General features: G+C 69.4%; 11 protein-coding genes and 1 tRNA gene. 2 read left to right on the top strand and 10 right to left on the bottom strand.

What is annotated here, in order from left to right; all coding sequences use genetic code 11:
- Positions 1 to 213 precede the first annotated feature (213 nt).
- On the top strand, positions 214 to 648 hold the full coding sequence (locus ACFYZJ_RS19960; RefSeq protein ID WP_388569748.1) for a hypothetical protein: 435 nt from the start codon (positions 214 to 216) through the stop codon (positions 646 to 648).
- Between the two features lie 132 nt (positions 649 to 780).
- Here ACFYZJ_RS19960 and ACFYZJ_RS19955 read toward each other — a convergent pair whose 3' ends face one another.
- The 10 genes from ACFYZJ_RS19955 to dnaA all read right to left on the bottom strand — a co-directional run bounded on the left by ACFYZJ_RS19955 (position 781) and on the right by dnaA (position 14,782).
- Positions 781 to 1,455 (bottom strand): LAETG motif-containing sortase-dependent surface protein, encoded by a 675-nt coding sequence (locus tag ACFYZJ_RS19955; protein ID WP_388569746.1) that lies wholly within the window; start codon positions 1,453 to 1,455, stop codon positions 781 to 783.
- 424 nt (positions 1,456 to 1,879) lie between these two features.
- Positions 1,880 to 1,956: transfer RNA gene (locus ACFYZJ_RS19950), tRNA-Ile, on the bottom strand.
- A gap of 123 nt (positions 1,957 to 2,079) precedes the next feature.
- Positions 2,080 to 2,793, bottom strand: coding sequence for a DUF3566 domain-containing protein (locus ACFYZJ_RS19945; protein WP_388569744.1), 714 nt, complete (start codon positions 2,791 to 2,793; stop codon positions 2,080 to 2,082).
- An 18-nt stretch (positions 2,794 to 2,811) separates the two neighbouring features.
- Entirely contained in the window at positions 2,812 to 5,406 is a 2,595-nt protein-coding gene (gene gyrA, locus ACFYZJ_RS19940; protein WP_388569742.1) for a DNA gyrase subunit A, read from the bottom strand.
- A gap of 42 nt (positions 5,407 to 5,448) precedes the next feature.
- Complete coding sequence (gyrB, locus tag ACFYZJ_RS19935) at positions 5,449 to 7,533, bottom strand: DNA topoisomerase (ATP-hydrolyzing) subunit B (protein WP_388569740.1); 2,085 nt, start codon at positions 7,531 to 7,533, stop codon at positions 5,449 to 5,451.
- A 362-nt stretch (positions 7,534 to 7,895) separates the two neighbouring features.
- Positions 7,896 to 8,429 (bottom strand): DUF721 domain-containing protein, encoded by a 534-nt coding sequence (locus ACFYZJ_RS19930; protein ID WP_388570312.1) that lies wholly within the window; start codon positions 8,427 to 8,429, stop codon positions 7,896 to 7,898.
- A gap of 50 nt (positions 8,430 to 8,479) precedes the next feature.
- A complete protein-coding gene (gene recF / locus ACFYZJ_RS19925) occupies positions 8,480 to 9,601 on the bottom strand; it encodes a DNA replication/repair protein RecF (protein WP_388569737.1) in 1,122 nt (373 codons plus the stop codon).
- A 52-nt stretch (positions 9,602 to 9,653) separates the two neighbouring features.
- Positions 9,654 to 10,529: a phosphogluconate dehydrogenase (NAD(+)-dependent, decarboxylating) gene (gnd, locus tag ACFYZJ_RS19920; protein WP_388569735.1), complete on the bottom strand. Its 876-nt coding sequence runs from the start codon at positions 10,527 to 10,529 to the stop codon at positions 9,654 to 9,656.
- 177 nt (positions 10,530 to 10,706) lie between these two features.
- Positions 10,707 to 11,837, bottom strand: a complete 1,131-nt coding sequence (dnaN, locus tag ACFYZJ_RS19915) for a DNA polymerase III subunit beta (protein WP_366025289.1) — start codon at positions 11,835 to 11,837, stop codon at positions 10,707 to 10,709.
- Between the two features lie 1,010 nt (positions 11,838 to 12,847).
- Entirely contained in the window at positions 12,848 to 14,782 is a 1,935-nt protein-coding gene (gene dnaA, locus ACFYZJ_RS19910) for a chromosomal replication initiator protein DnaA (RefSeq protein ID WP_388569733.1), read from the bottom strand.
- Positions 14,783 to 15,207: 425 nt separating this feature from the next.
- On the opposite strand from dnaA, the gene rpmH reads away from it, so the two are divergent.
- On the top strand, positions 15,208 to 15,345 hold the full coding sequence (gene rpmH / locus ACFYZJ_RS19905; protein WP_003956500.1) for a 50S ribosomal protein L34: 138 nt from the start codon (positions 15,208 to 15,210) through the stop codon (positions 15,343 to 15,345).
- Positions 15,346 to 15,355: the final 10 nt, after the last annotated feature.

Genomic DNA, 15,355 nt, shown 5'->3' with positions numbered 1-15,355 from the left:
TGCGGACCGGAGGCGCCGCCCTCGAAAGGATGAGCGGGCCGAGGCGATCAGCGATGCCGGCCGCAGGAGCGGCGCCCGCGGCGGTACCTCTTCCCTGTCACTCGTCTGCACCGTCGGGGGCGACGGCGAGCAGCCGTCCGCCGAGGCTGGGACCTGAGACAGGTCCGGCGTGCCCCTGTTCAGGGCCGAACCGGCAGATGGGAGGCGCCTCGGATGTCACACCACACTTCGCCGGTGCCGGGGGCCGCCTGGGTGGCCAGGTGGGCGGGGGCTCTGCTGTGCCTCGCGGTGGCCGGCATCCATGTCGTGGATCAGGGCGGCATCACGGTGACGAGGGACCCGTACTACATCGGCGTCGCCTACCACGTCCTGGAGATCGCGGCCGTGGTCGCCGCCGCGCTGCTCCTCATCGGCTTCGTCCGGCCGGGATGGCTGCTGGCAGCCGCTGTCGCCCTCGGCCCCCTGGTGGGCTACATCCTGTCCAGGGGTCCGGGACTGCCCGACTACGGCGACGACATCGGCAACTGGACCGAACCGCTGGGGCTGCTCAGCCTGGCCGTCGAAGGAGCCCTGCTCCTGCTGTCGGTACCGCTCTTCGCACGGAGCCGGCGCCCCCGACCGCGGGTGTCGGAAGACCCCCGGTCCTAGGGGGACCGGGGGTCTTCTCGCTGGTTGGGCCAACAGTATGTGAACGTGTGGCCTCGTACCACCGCCGCTACGGAAGAGAAGGCCGAGGACTCCGGGTCCTCCGTGCGGTGCGGGGCCGCCGGCCATCGGCTGTCAGTGCCGTGCGGCTGCCTTACGGCGTCGCACCGCGAACAGCACGCCTGCGCCGGCCGTGATCACCACGGCGGCCGATCCGCCGACGAGAGTGGTGCCACTGCCGCCTCCGGTCTCGGCGAGTCCGGTGCCCGCAGCCGGCGAGGACGCTGACGTCGAGGGGACCGGGGACGTCGAGGTCGCGGGCGCGGCGGCCGAAGAGGTCGGCGTCGCGGTGGCGGTCGGCGATGCCGAGGGGGCCGGGCCGGTCGGGGTGCTGGAGGGGTGGGAGGAGGTGGCCACGCAGGGGGCGTCCGGGGAGATCGGCAGGTTCGTCAACAGCTCTTCGTGGATGTTGCCCGCCGTCACCCAGATGTTCCACTGGTAGCCCTGCATCCACGGCACCAGGATCGTCGTGCTCACCCCTGCCGCGGTGGGGTGCTCGATGTGCCCGGTGCCGACGGTCTGGCCGTCGAAACCAACCGCCATCCGCATCCGCACGGAGATGTCCGCGGGCGTGCCGGAGGCATCCTTGTCCGTGACCGTGATGGCGGCCCGGGCCTCGCCCGTGCTGGTGTCGCATGTCGCCTTCGCGGTGAAGTCGCTGATGCTGCACGCGTAGGCGCTTCCGGAGGCCAGGAGTACGGCAGCTGTTGCGGTCGCGGCGGCAACGGTGACGGCACGCTTGAATGTCACGGGACCCTCCCCAGGGAACGTTCCACGAAGGGTGCCCGGATCCGCGCACCCGTTTGCCGCGGGCGCACACCCGCGGACGGCTCCGAGGGGCCGCAAGCCCGATCGGAGCGGCTCATCATCGCACCCTGGCGATCTCTCAACACACCTGCCCCGGCCGTGAGAGACGTGCGGTCGGCGCCACCGCCCGGCTCACTCGGTGCTGGGGTTTTGCCTGCGCCGGCGGTGGACGGGACGAGGTGGGGTGGACGGGTGCCGGCGGATTCCTGGGGACGCCGTGGGCCGGTCGGTCCCGTACGCCGTCGCCCCACACACCGTGGAGCGGGCAGGGGCCGTGTCTGCTCGACTCTGACGCGGCTCCGGGCCGTTGGTGTCAGCCGGTGATGTCAAAAGACCCCCGGCCCTGGTGGACCGGGGGTCTTCTCGCTGGTGGGGCTAACAGGATTTGAACCTGTGGCCTCATCCTTATCAGGGATGCGCTCTAACCAACTGAGCTATAGCCCCGCCGCGCTCTGCGGTGTTTCTCCGTCGCGCTGACCCCTGAAGATTAGCGCACCAGGTGGGAAGTCCCAAAATCGATACCCGGGACCCGCTGCCGAGCCTCCGCGAGGGCGCGAACGGTGGTGTCTACTCGTCCTCGGCCAGCGTCAGTTCGATGCCGCCCACGAAGCCGGCCGACAGGTTGTAGATGAAGGCGCCGAGCGTCGCGAGGGCCGTCGCCAGGATGACGTCGATGACCGCGATGATCGCGGTGAACATCAGGACGTTCGGCAGGGACAGGAAGGACTGCAGGTCGAAGCCGTTCGACTCGTTCGAGCCGGTGGCCTCCGAGATCGTGCCGCCGACCGTGGAGAAGACGCCCATCGCGTCCATGACCATCCACAGCACCGCCGCGGCGACGATCGTGCAGATGCCGAGCGCGATGGAGAGCAGGAAGCTGACCTTCATCACCGACCACGGGTCGGCCTTGGCCACGCGCAGACGTGCCTTGCGGGTGCGGGGCATGGTGCGCGCCCCGGTGCGGGGGCGACGTACGGCGCCGGACGGGACCCCCGGCTCGTAGGCCTGCGGCGGGTGGTACGGGCCCGCGGGCTGCTGCGGCCGGCGCTCCGAGGGCAGGGGGGACGGCGGCTGTGCGCCCGGCGCGGGCTGCGCCCCGCTGGGGGCGGCCGGGGCGGCGCCGGCCTTCTGCTGCTGCGGGTCGGACGAGGGCGAGTCGGTCGCGGGCGGCTTGATCGCCTTCAGATTCGTCGTGTGCGGATCTGTCGCTTCCGCGGCGGAGCCACGGCCGCCGCCGTCCGTGTCCGTACCGGTCGATCCGGCGCCCGTGGCTCCGCTCACGCTGACTCACTCCTCGTGCTACTCGGCCGAGGGCGCCTCACCCTCGTCCGTGCCGGTGGTCGCGGCACCCTCCGCGGTCTCGTCCACGGCCACGTCGCCGTCGACTTCCTCCGCCTCGCGTCCCGCCTCGGCGTTACGTGCGATACCGACCACGGCATCGCGCTTGCCCAGGTTGATCAGTTGGACGCCCATGGTGTCACGGCCCGTCTCCCTGATCTCATTGACTCGCGTACGAATCACACCGCCTGACAGCGTGATGGCGAGGATCTCGTCGGTCTCCTCGACCACCAGCGCGCCGACGAGCTCACCACGGTCCTCGACGATCTTGGCGGCCTTGATACCGAGGCCGCCACGGCCCTGGACGCGGTACTCGTCGACGGCGGTCCGCTTCGCGTACCCACCGTCGGTGGCAGTGAACACGAACGTACCGGGTCGAACAACATTCATCGAGAGCAGTTCGTCGCCCTCACGGAAACTCATGCCCTTGACACCGGAGGTGGCGCGGCCCATCGGGCGCAGGGACTCGTCGGTCGCCGTGAAGCGGATCGACTGTGCCTTCTTGCTGATCAGAAGCAGATCGTCCTCGGGCGAGACCAGTTCGGCCCCGATCAGTTCATCATCGGAACCGTCCGCCGTCTCGCGGAGATTGATCGCGATGACACCGCCGGAGCGGGGCGAATCGTAATCCTTCAGGGGCGTCTTCTTGACCAGGCCGGACTTGGTGGCCAGCACCAGGTACGGCGCGGCCTCGTAGTCGCGGATCGCGAGGATCTCGGCGATCGCCTCGTCCGGCTGGAAGGCCAGCAGGTTCGCCACGTGCTGGCCGCGTGCGTCCCGGCCGGCCTCCGGCAGCTCGTAGGCCTTGGCACGGTAGACGCGGCCCTTGTTGGTGAAGAACAGCAACCAGTGGTGCGTCGTCGACACGAAGAAGTGGTCGACGATGTCGTCCTCCTTCAGCTTCGTGCCGCGTACGCCCTTGCCGCCGCGCTTCTGGGCGCGGTAGTCGTCGGTCTTGGTCCGCTTGACGTAGCCGCCGCGGGTGACCGTGACGACGATGTCCTCCTCGGCGATCAGGTCCTCGATGGACATGTCGCCCTCGTAGGGGATCAGCTTGGTCTGCCGGTCGTCGCCGTACTTCTCGACGATCGCGGCCAGCTCCTCGCTGACGATGCCGCGCTGGCGGACGGGGGAGGCGAGGATCTCGTTGTACTCGTTGATCTTCGCCTGGAGTTCGTCGTGCTCCTGGACGATCTTCTGGCGCTCCAGGGCGGCCAGGCGGCGCAGCTGCATCTCGAGGATGGCGTTGGCCTGGATCTCGTCGATCTCCAGCAGGCCCATCAGGCCGGTGCGCGCGATCTCGACGGTCTCGCTGCCCCGGATCAGGGCGATGACCTCGTCGATGGCGTCCAGCGCCTTCAGCAGACCGCGCAGGATGTGCGCGCGCTCCTCGGCCTTGCGCAGCCGGAAGCGCGTACGGCGGACGATGACCTCGATCTGGTGCGTCACCCAGTGGCGGATGAACGCGTCCAGGGAGAGGGTGCGCGGCACGCCGTCGACGAGCGCCAGCATGTTGGCGCCGAAGTTCGTCTGCAGGTCGGTGTGCTTGTAGAGGTTGTTCAGGACGACCTTGGCGACCGCGTCCCGCTTCAGCACGATGACCAGGCGCTGCCCGGTGCGGGAGGAGGTCTCGTCGCGGACGTCCGCGATGCCGCCGATCTTGCCGTCCTTCACCAGGTCGGCGATCTTCTGCGCCAGGTTGTCCGGGTTGACCTGGTACGGCAGCTCGGTGACCACCAGGCACTGGCGGCCCTGGATCTCCTCCACCTCGACCACCGCGCGCATCGTGATGGAGCCGCGCCCGGTGCGGTACGCCTCCTCGATGCCCTTGCGGCCGACGACGAGCGCCCCGGTCGGGAAGTCGGGGCCCTTGATGCGCTCCATGAGCGCGTCCAGCAGCTCCTCGTGCGAGACGTCCGGGTTCTCCAGGTACCACTGGGCGCCGGCCGCCACCTCGCGCAGGTTGTGCGGCGGGATGTTGGTCGCCATACCGACCGCGATACCGGCCGAACCGTTGATCAGGAGGTTCGGGAAGCGGGCGGGCAGGACGGTCGGCTCCTGCGAGCGGCCGTCGTAGTTGTCCGTGAAGTCGACGGTCTCCTCGTCGATGTCCCGGACCATCTCCATCGACAGCGGCGCCATCTTGCACTCGGTGTAGCGCATCGCCGCCGCCGGGTCATTGCCCGGGGAGCCGAAGTTGCCGTTGGAGTCGACCAGCGGCATCCGCATCGACCACGGCTGGGCAAGGCGCACCAGCGCGTCGTAGATGGAGGAGTCGCCGTGCGGGTGGTAGTTGCCCATGACGTCGCCGACGACACGGGCGCACTTGTAGAAGCCGCGCTCGGGGCGGTAGCCGCCGTCGTACATCGCGTAGAGCACACGGCGGTGGACGGGCTTGAGACCGTCCCGTACGTCGGGCAGCGCGCGGGACACGATGACGGACATCGCGTAGTCCAGGTACGAACGCTGCATCTCCGTCTCGAGCCCGACGGGCTCGACGCGCATCGCGAGTTCGCCGCCCTCTTGCGGGGTGACGGGAGTGTTCTCGTCGGCCATTGCTGGTGAAGATCCTTCCTGGTGCGGTCAGCTGAGACCGACTCAGATGTCGAGGAAGCGGACGTCCTTGGCGTTGCGCTGGATGAACGCGCGGCGTGCCTCGACGTCCTCGCCCATGAGGACCGAGAACAGGTCGTCGGCCTGGGCGGCGTCGTCGAGGGTGACCTGACCGAGGACCCGGTGCTCCTGGTCCATCGTGGTCACGCGCAGCTCCTCGGCGTTCATCTCGCCGAGGCCCTTGAAGCGCTGGATCGAGTCCTCGCGGACGCGCTTGCCGCGCTGGCGGCCCATCTCGATCAGCGCGTCGCGCTCGCGGTCCGAGTAGGCGTACTCCACGTCGTCGCGACCCCACTTGATCTTGTACAGCGGGGGGCGGGACAGGTACACGTGCCCGGCCTCGACCAGGGGCCGCATGAAGCGGAACAGGAAGGTCAGCAGCAGGGTGCTGATGTGCTGGCCGTCGACGTCGGCGTCCGCCATCAGGATGATCTTGTGGTAGCGGAGCTTCTCGATGTCGAAGTCCTCGTGCACGCCCGTGCCGAAGGCGGAGATCAGCGCCTGGATCTCCTGGTTCTGCAGGATCTTGTCGATCCTGGCCTTCTCCACGTTGAGGATCTTGCCGCGGATCGGGAGGATCGCCTGGTACTGCGGGTTGCGGCCGGACTTGGCCGAGCCGCCGGCGGAGTCACCCTCGACGATGAAGATCTCGCACTTGGTCGGGTCGTTCGACTGGCAGTCGGCGAGCTTGCCCGGCAGCGACGCCGTCTCCAGCAGGCCCTTGCGCCGGGTCAGGTCGCGCGCCTTGCGGGCCGCCACGCGCGCGGTGGCCGCCTGGATGGCCTTGCGGATGATGTCCGCGGCCTCCACCGGGTTGCGGTCCAGCCAGTCGTTGAGGTGCTCGTAGACCGCGCGCTGCACGAAGGTCTTCGCCTCCGTGTTGCCCAGCTTGGTCTTCGTCTGGCCCTCGAACTGCGGCTCGCTCAGCTTGACCGAGATGATCGCGGTCAGACCCTCGCGGATGTCGTCACCGGTGAGGTTGTCGTCCTTTTCGCGCAGCAGCTTCTTGTCGCGCGCGTACTTGTTGATCAGGGAGGTCAGCGCGGCGCGGAAACCCTCTTCGTGCGTACCGCCCTCGTGGGTGTGGATGATGTTCGCGAAGGAGTACACGCCCTCGCTGTAGCCGCTGTTCCACTGCATCGCGACCTCGAGGGACAGGCTCTTGTCCTTGTCCTCCGCCTCCAGGTCGATGACGGTGGGGTGCACGACCTCTCCCTTGCGGGAGTTGAGGTACTTCACGAAGTCGACGATGCCGCCCTCGTAGTGGTACGTGACGGACTTGACCTCGGCCTTCTCGTCGGCACCCGCCTCGTCCGCGCCACTGGTGGCCTTCGCCGACTCGCGCTCGTCGGTGAGCCGGATCGTCAGGCCCTTGTTGAGGAACGCCATCTCCTGGAAGCGCCGCGACAGCGTCTCGAAGGAGTACTCCGTGGTCTCGAAGATCTCCGGGTCGGCCCAGAAGGTGACCGACGTGCCGGTCTCCTCGGTCGCCTCGTGCTTGGCCAGCGGGGCCGTCGGGACGCCCATCTTGTAGTCCTGCGTCCACCGGTGGCCGTCGGTCTTCACCTCGACGGCGACCTTCGTGGACAGCGCGTTCACGACGGACACACCCACACCGTGCAGACCGCCGGAGACGGCGTAACCGCCGCCTCCGAACTTGCCGCCCGCGTGCAGCACGGTCAGCACGACCTCGACGGCCGGCTTGCCCTCGGAGGGCACGATGCCCACCGGGATGCCACGGCCGTTGTCGACGACCCGGACGCCGCCGTCGGCGAGGATCGTGACGTCGATGGTGTCCGCGTATCCGGCCAGCGCCTCGTCGACCGAGTTGTCGACGACCTCGTACACGAGGTGGTGCAGTCCTCGCTCACCGGTCGATCCGATGTACATGCCGGGTCGCTTGCGGACCGCGTCCAGACCCTCGAGGACGGTGATGGCGCTGGCGTCGTACGACGCGGTGACCTCGCCGTTGGAGGCGGCCTCCGCGGGGTTCACGACGGCGTCGGTGGACGGGATGTTCTCGTTGGGGTTGCCGGAATCGGCCACGAAGCGCCCTTTCTGGCACAGCACGAGCCGGGCTCGTCGGCAGGTTGCCGGAGCGGCTGCGGCATGTTGCGTTGGTCAGCCTTGATCAGCGTTGCTCAGCTTTTCCCGGGCGGTCCCCACGGTCGGGGCGGGATTGTCCTCCAGTCTACCGGTAGCGCCGACAGTGATGGGGGTTTGCGGGTACCTGAGTCCGCATGTGCCGCCCTCAACCGGTCTCGGCCGACTCCCCATATTCGGAGCGGGGCTCCAAGAGGCTCTGGGAGGCACTCAGCGCTTCCGGCTGTCAACCCTTGGCTACGTGGGAGCCGGACCGGTGCTCGCGACCGCGTCCGGGCACGGCGAAAGGGCCGTCGGCCCCTACTTCCGACGGCCTTCTGTGATGTCTGTCACCCGTAGGTGTCCCCCGGCCCGGTGCTCCCCGGGGCGCGCAAGGGGCCGTAGCGGCGGGCGGGACCGCCGGGGCCCTGGACCTTGATCAGCCGGACCGTGCCGTGCCCCAGGTCCTCGTTGAGCCGCGCCACCAGTTGCGGCGCCAGCAACCGCAGCTGCGTCGCCCATGCCGTCGAGTCGCACCGTACGACGAGGACCCGCTCGTCCTCGTCGTACGACTGCGGAACGCAGTGCCGGGCGAGGTCCTCACCGACGATCTGCGGCCAGCGGCCCATCACACCGCCCACCGCGGCCGGGGTCTCCCAGCCGCGCTCGGCGATCAGCCGGTTGATCGCCGCACCGAGCGGCATGGGGTCGCGCCGGTCGCCGCGCGCGCCCGAGCGCAAGCCCCCGCTGCGCGCCTGCCTCTTCTGCTGCGCCGCCTCCCCTCGCGCGCGTGCCTGTTCCTTCGCGGCCCTCAGTGCCACGCGCGCGAGGTCCACGCCGGACAGCTCCGGGGTCTTCTTCGGCGGGGGTTCGTTGGTGCTCATGGTCGGTTCGGGCCGCTCAATACTCATGTTCGAGGTGGGCTCGTCGCTGCTCATGCCCGCTCCACGGTGCCGTCGGACACGGAGTACCGCGTCCCCGTCAGCACGTCCGGTACGTCGTCGTCGACCGCGGCGGTCACCAGGACCTGCTCCCCGGGCGCCACCAGCTCCGCCAGCCGCTCCCGTCGGCGGGTGTCCAGCTCGGCGAAGACATCGTCGAGCACCAGCACCGGCTCGTTCCCCTCCGCACGCAACAGGTCGTACGACGCCAGGCGCAGCGCCAGCGCGTACGACCAGGACTCGCCGTGGGACGCGTACCCCTTCGCGGGCAGCTGACCGAGCTTGAGCAGCAGCTCGTCCCGGTGCGGTCCGACCAGGGTCACGCCGCGCTCGATCTCCTGCTTGCGGGCGTCGGCGAGCGCCGCCATCAGCTGCTCGTACAGGGCCTCACGCGTGTGGGCCTCACCGGGCGCGGACGGCTTGTACTCCAGGGCGACCGGGCCGCCGCCGGGCGCCAGCTGCTCGTACGCCTTGTCGGCGAGCGGCTGGATCGCCGCGATCAGATCGAGGCGCTGGGCAAGCAGCTCGGCGCCCGCGCGCGCGAGGTGCTGGTCCCAGACGTCGAGAGTGGACAGGTCCATGGAGCGGCCGCCGTGACGGCGGGCCAGCGCCGCCGACTTCAGCAGGGTGTTGCGCTGCTTGAGGACCCGCTCGTAGTCGGAGCGGACGCCGGCCATCCGCGGGGAGCGTGCCGTGATCAGCTCGTCCAGGAAACGGCGCCGCTCACCGGGGTCGCCCTTGACCAGGGCGAGGTCCTCGGGCGCGAACAGCACCGTCCGTACGATGCCGAGCACGTCCCGGGGCCTGACCTGCGAGGACCGGTTGATGCGGGCACGGTTGGCCTTGCCGGGGTTCAGCTCCAGCTCGACCAGCTGCTGCCTCTCGCCCTGGCGCACCGCGGCCCGGATGATCGCACGCTCGGCGCCCATGCGGACGAGCGGGGCGTCGGAGGAGACGCGGTGGCTGCCGAGGGTGGCGAGATAGCCGACCGCCTCGACGAGGTTCGTCTTGCCCTGCCCGTTCGGGCCGACGAAAGCCGTGACGCCCGGGTCGAGGGGCACTTCGACCCGGGCGTACGAGCGGAAGTCGGCCAGCGACAGATGCGTGACGTGCATGGTCGTTCGCCGACCTCCCCCAGGGTTGGGGACCGCCCTGCGGTCCTGTGGACTACTTCTTCTCCACGGCGTGGCCGCCGAACTGGTTGCGCAGCGCGGCGATCATCTTCATCTGCGGCGAGTCGTCCTGCCGCGAGGCGAACCGGGCGAAGAGGGACGCCGTGATCGCCGGGAGCGGGACGGCGTTGTCGATGGCGGCCTCGACGGTCCAGCGTCCTTCGCCGGAGTCCTCGGCGTAGCCGCGCAGCTTGTCCAGGTGCTCGTCCTCGTCCAGGGCGTTGACCGCGAGGTCGAGCAGCCAGGAGCGGATGACGGTGCCCTCCTGCCAGGAACGGAAGACCTCGCGGACGTTCTCCACGGACTTGATCTTCTCCAGCAGCTCCCAGCCCTCGGCATAGGCCTGCATCATGGCGTACTCGATGCCGTTGTGGACCATCTTGGAGAAGTGCCCGGCACCGACCCGGCCCGCGTGGACCGAGCCGTACGGCCCCTCCGGCTTGAGCGCGTCGAAGATCGGCTGCACCTTGGCGATGTGCTCGGGGTCGCCGCCGTACATCAGCGCATAGCCGTTCTGCAGGCCCCACACTCCGCCGGAGACGCCGCAGTCGACGAAGCCGATGCCCTTGACGCCGAGTTCGGCGGCGTGCTTCTCGTCGTCCGTCCAGCGGGAGTTGCCGCCGTCCACCACGACGTCACCGGGCTCCAGCAGCTCGGCCAGCTCGTCGATCGTCGACTGGGTCGGGGCACCGGCCGGGACCATCACCCAGACCACGCGCGGGCCCTTCAGCTTGCCCACAAGCTCTTCGAGGCTGTGGACATCGGCGAGGTCCGGGTTGCGGTCGTATCCGATGACGGTGTGGCCCGCGCGGCGTATCCGCTCGCGCATGTTGCCGCCCATCTTGCCGAGGCCGACGAGACCGAGCTCCATCAGTTGTTCCTTAGGTCGCTGTGTGGCGTGTGGGGCACGTTCGTACCCGTGTCCGAGCCTAAACCCGGACGGTCACGCACAGCTGTGGGCATACGCGCTCACACGTGGTCCCACCTGCGGCTTCCCCCTGGGGGCCGTCATCCACCGGCCGTCCCCAGGGGGGACTGTTGGCGACCGTCAGCCGCTGAGGCGCACCGGCATGATCAGGTACTTGTAGGCCTCGTCCGCCTCGGCGTCCATGGCCGGCTTGCCGCCCAGCAGCGCGGGCTTCGTGGACGTCGTGAACGACAGCTGGGCCACCGGGGAGTCGATCGCGCTCAGGCCGTCCAGCAGGAAGGTCGGGTTGAAGGCGATCGAGATGTCGTCGCCCTCCAGCTGGGCGTCGACCCTTTCCACAGCCTGTGCGTCGTCGCTGGAACCGGCCTCCAGGATCAGCACGCCCTGCTCGAAGCTCAGCCGCACCGGGGTGTTGCGCTCGGCCACCAGCGCCACGCGCTTGACGGCCTCCACGAAGGGAGCGGTCTCCAGGGTGGCGACCGAGTTGAACTCCGTCGGGAACAGCGTGCGGTACTTCGGCAGGTCGCCCTCCAGGAGGCGGGTCGTCGTCCGCCGCCCGGCGCCCTCGAAACCGATCAGGCCCTCGCCCGCGCCCGAGCCGGACAGCGCCAGGGTCACGCTGTCGCCGCTGGTCAGCGCCTTGGCGGTGTCCAGGAGCGTCTTGGCGGGCACCAGGGCGACCGCGGACGCCTCCGGGTTCTCCGGCTTCCACAGGAACTCGCGGACCGCGAAGCGGTAGCGGTCGGTGGAGGCCAGCGTGACCGTGTCGCCCTCGATCTCGATGCGCACACCGGTCAGCACCGGCAGCGTGTCGTCCCGGCCGGCCGCGATGGCGACCTGCTGCACGGCGGAGGCGAAGACCTCGCCGGGGACCGTGCCCGTCGCGTTCGGCATCTGCGGCAGCGCCGGGTACTCCTCCACAGGCAGTGTGTGCAGGGTGAACCGGGAGGAGCCGCAGACCACCGTGGCCCGTACACCGTCTGTGGAAATCTCCACCGGACGGTTGGGGAGGGCGCGGGAGATGTCGGCGAGGAGGCGGCCGGAGACGAGGACCGTGCCTTCCTCCTCGACCTCCGCCTCCACGGACACACGCGCGGAGACCTCGTAGTCGAAGCTGGACAGGCTGAGCTGGCCGTCCTCGGCCCGCAGCAGCAGGCCGGCGAGGACAGGCGCCGGCGGACGGGCCGGGAGGCTGCGTGCCGCCCAGGCCACTGCCTCCGCGAGTACGTCGCGTTCCACCCGGATCTTCACCGTAAGCCGCCTCCTGCTGTTGCCGGCGCTCTCGCCCTGCTGGCCTTCGTCGTCTGACTCGGTGTCGTGGATCCCGGCGAGGGGAAGGACACCGGGGACCAGTCTGACGCACCCCACTGACAGTAGGTGCCTCTCGGGGTCAAGTCGTGACGAGGGACGGTCGGGAGTCGACGGGCGAGTTGTGCACAGACCCCGCTTCCAAGCGAATTCCCCGGTCTCTCTGGTTGGGAGTAGTAGTAGGGCCTGTGGAAACCGTGGATAACCGCGTCGTCCCAGGTCGGAGGCAGAATTTTGTCCACCGGGGCTGTGGGCGCAGCCGGTGGACAACCAGGGGTCTCTGTGGAGAACAGAAAGTTCTGCACACCCCGTGCACAGCCTCGGGGCACTTCTCCCCAGTGCCGTCCCCAGTTTTACCCGTCTTTCCCACAGGGCAACCCAGCACCTTGGTGTGACGCCTTTCACTCCCGTCGGTGAGGAGGCGCGCCGCGTTGCCGAACAGTGGACAGGGATGTGGACAAGCCGGGGATCGCTGGGGACAACCCGCCCTGGCCTGTGGGCTGCCGGTGGACAACTCGGTGCACAGCCTGTGGATCTTCGCGTCGTCCACAGTCTGTGGAGATCTCCCATCCACGAATCCACAACCCGCTGAGCTGGTTGGATGGTTCTTCCCCAGCACCACCTGTGGATGCGATCTGGACAACTCCGCAGTCCCCAGGGTGTGGATGGAAGAAAGTCACCGGATCTGTGGAGAGTGGCCGTAACCCGGCAGGTAATCGAACAGCAGGTGTCGGGGGATGTCCGGTGGCCTGGGGGCGGTGGTGGCGACGAGGGGGACCGCGACCGACGCCAACCGCTCCGTCAGGGACCTCCTCCGCCTCAGCCGGGCGGGTGCCGGAAGACGGCGGGAGCGCGCCCCCGGTGACCCCCGGAACGCAAAAGGCGCCCCGGGGCCTTGCCCCGGGGCGCCCGCGGTGGCGCAGGACCGTGTGCGCCGGCCCCTGCGGACCGCGTCAGCCGTTCTTGATGCGGTTCGTCAGTTCCGTCACCTGGTTGTAGATGGAGCGCCGCTCGGCCATCAGCGCGCGGATCTTGCGGTCGGCGTGCATGACCGTCGTGTGGTCGCGGCCTCCGAACTGCGCGCCGATCTTGGGCAGCGACAGATCGGTCAGCTCACGGCACAGGTACATGGCGATCTGCCGCGCGGTCACCAGGGCGCGGCCGCGTGAGGTGCCGCACAGGTCCTCCACCGTCAGCCCGAAGTAGTCCGCGGTGGCCGCCATGATCGCGGTGGCCGTGATCTCGGGGGCCGTGTCCTCGCCGCCCGGGATCAGGTCCTTGAGCACGATCTCCGTCAGCCCCAGGTCCACGGGCTGCCGGTTGAGCGAGGCGAAGGCCGTCACCCGGATCAGCGCGCCCTCCAGCTCGCGGATGTTGCGCGAGATCCGGGAGGCGATGAACTCCAGCACCTCCGGCGGAGCGTTCAGCTGCTCCTGCACCGCCTTCTTGCGCAGGATCGCGATGCGCGTCTCCAGCTCGGGCGGCTGGACGTCGGTGATCAGTCCCCACTCGAAGCGGTTGCGCAGCCGGTCCTCCAGGGTGACCAGCTGCTTGGGCGGCCGGTCCGAGGACAGCACGATCTGCTTGTTGGCGTTGTGGAGGGTGTTGAAGGTGTGGAAGAACTCCTCCTGTGTCGACTCCTTCTGCGCCAGGAACTGGATGTCGTCGACGAGCAGGATGTCCATGTCGCGGTAGCGCTTGCGGAACGCGTCCGCCTTGCCGTCGCGGATGGAGTTGATGAACTCGTTGGTGAACTCCTCGGAGCTCACGTACCGCACGCGCGTGCCGGGGTACAGGCTGCGCGCGTAGTGCCCGATCGCGTGCAGCAGGTGCGTCTTGCCGAGCCCCGACTCCCCATAGATGAACAGGGGGTTGTAGGCCTTGGCCGGTGCCTCGGCGACGGCGACGGCGGCGGCGTGCGCGAAGCGGTTCGAGGCGCCGATGACGAACGTGTCGAAGAGGTACTTGGGGTTCAGGCGCGCGGTGGGCTCGCCCGGCCCGGTCGCCGGCGCGGGCTGCGCGGCCAGCGGACCGGGAGCGCCGGTCGTGGGCAGGTTCGGGCCGACCGGGCCGCCCCTGTGCACGTGGCCGTTGCCGGAGGGCGGCTCCGGGAGCTCACGGCGGTCGGGCCGCTGCTGCTCGTAGTCCGGGCGTCCACCGTCGTAGTCCGGGCGTCCACCGTCGTAGTCCGGGCGTCCACCGTCGTAGTCCGGGCGCTGCTGTTCGTACGGCGACCGGTCCAGCGACTGTGTGCGGTAGTCCGGTGTCGCGTACGGATCGCGCTCGGGGAAGCCGAGCCGCTGTTGCTGCCAGCCGTAGTCGTCCGTGCGCGGCCAGGCGCCGGGCTCGGGGCGCTGGTACTCGCCCGGGTACGCAGGACGTGCGGGCGGGAGCTGGTCGACCCGGGGGGCCGGGAGCTGCTCTCCGGCACGCTGGTCGGGGCGGCCGGCGCGGTGATCGCGAGGATCGCGGTGGTCGTCGGCGCGATGGCGGCCGTACCCCTCGTATCCGCCGCCGTCGTAACCGCCGCCGTCGTATGCGTCGCGGCCCTGCGGGGAGGGCAGCTCGGGTTCCTCGTAGCGCGACTGGGCGGGCGGGGCCGGGGGCTCGCCCGCGGAGTCGTCGACAGTGATCGCGATACGGATCGGGCGGCCGCACTCGCGGCTCAGCGTCTCGCTGACCACCGGCGCCAGTCGGCCTTCCAGGACGCCCTTCGCGAACTCGTTCGGTACGGCGAGCAGGGCGGTGTCGGCCACCAGCGCCAGCGGCTGGCAGCGCCTGATCCAGTGCTCGTCCTTCGCCTCGACGCCCGGCCCGTGGCCCTCACCGAGGAGCTGCTCGAGTACTCGCGGCCACACTGCGGCAAGATCGGCGGGTACGTCAGCCACAGGGCACGCTCTCTCACAGGTCCCACGAACGTGTGGTTGCGGGACGGGTCGGGATGTGAATCGGTTCGGTCAGGTCGGGAGCAAAACTGCTCGGCCAGGGATAAGGGAACGAATCGGAGTCCAGTCACGGTAGTCAGGGCGGCCGGTGCGGTTCAAGTTGTTGTCCCCAGCCTGTGGACAAGTGTCCCCGACCGGCCACCGGTTTGACCGGATGGCGCAGCCCCGCGTACCGTAACCAGGTCGAGTTGTCGATGGCTGCTGCCGCCTGCCTCCGATGGGCACAGATCACGTACCAGTGTGCCGACCAGGGCACATGTCGGTGATCGGGAAGCGGTGCACTCGGGCGTAATGCGAGCTACTCGTGGGCGCACGGTGACAGCCAGGCGACACCCCGCCACCCACCGAATCATTACTGGAGCCCCCGAGTGAGCAAGCGCACCTTCCAGCCGAACAACCGTCGTCGCGCGAAGACCCACGGCTTCCGGCTGCGGATGCGCACCCGTGCCGGCCGCGCCATCCTGGCGTCCCGCCGCAGCAAGGGTCGCGCCCGCCTGTCCGCCTGATCGCGTACAG

It is taken from the genome of Streptomyces sp. NPDC001848 (assembly GCF_042891915.1).
Taxonomy (GTDB): domain Bacteria; phylum Actinomycetota; class Actinomycetes; order Streptomycetales; family Streptomycetaceae; genus Streptomyces.
The sequence above is the reverse complement of the archived record's forward strand: the minus strand, read 5'-3'. Positions and strand labels throughout refer to the sequence as shown.

What these genes read in the sequence shown, in the direction of transcription:
- gyrA (WP_388569742.1), bottom strand. Translation starts at nt 5,406, where the DNA reads ATGGCCGACGAGAACACTCCCGTCACCCCGCAAGAGGGCGGCGAACTC.
- gnd (WP_388569735.1), bottom strand. Translation starts at nt 10,529, where the DNA reads ATGGAGCTCGGTCTCGTCGGCCTCGGCAAGATGGGCGGCAACATGCGC.
- ACFYZJ_RS19960 (WP_388569748.1), top strand. Translation starts at nt 214, where the DNA reads ATGTCACACCACACTTCGCCGGTGCCGGGGGCCGCCTGGGTGGCCAGG.
- recF (WP_388569737.1), bottom strand. Translation starts at nt 9,601, where the DNA reads ATGCACGTCACGCATCTGTCGCTGGCCGACTTCCGCTCGTACGCCCGG.
- ACFYZJ_RS19930 (WP_388570312.1), bottom strand. Translation starts at nt 8,429, where the DNA reads ATGAGCACCAACGAACCCCCGCCGAAGAAGACCCCGGAGCTGTCCGGC.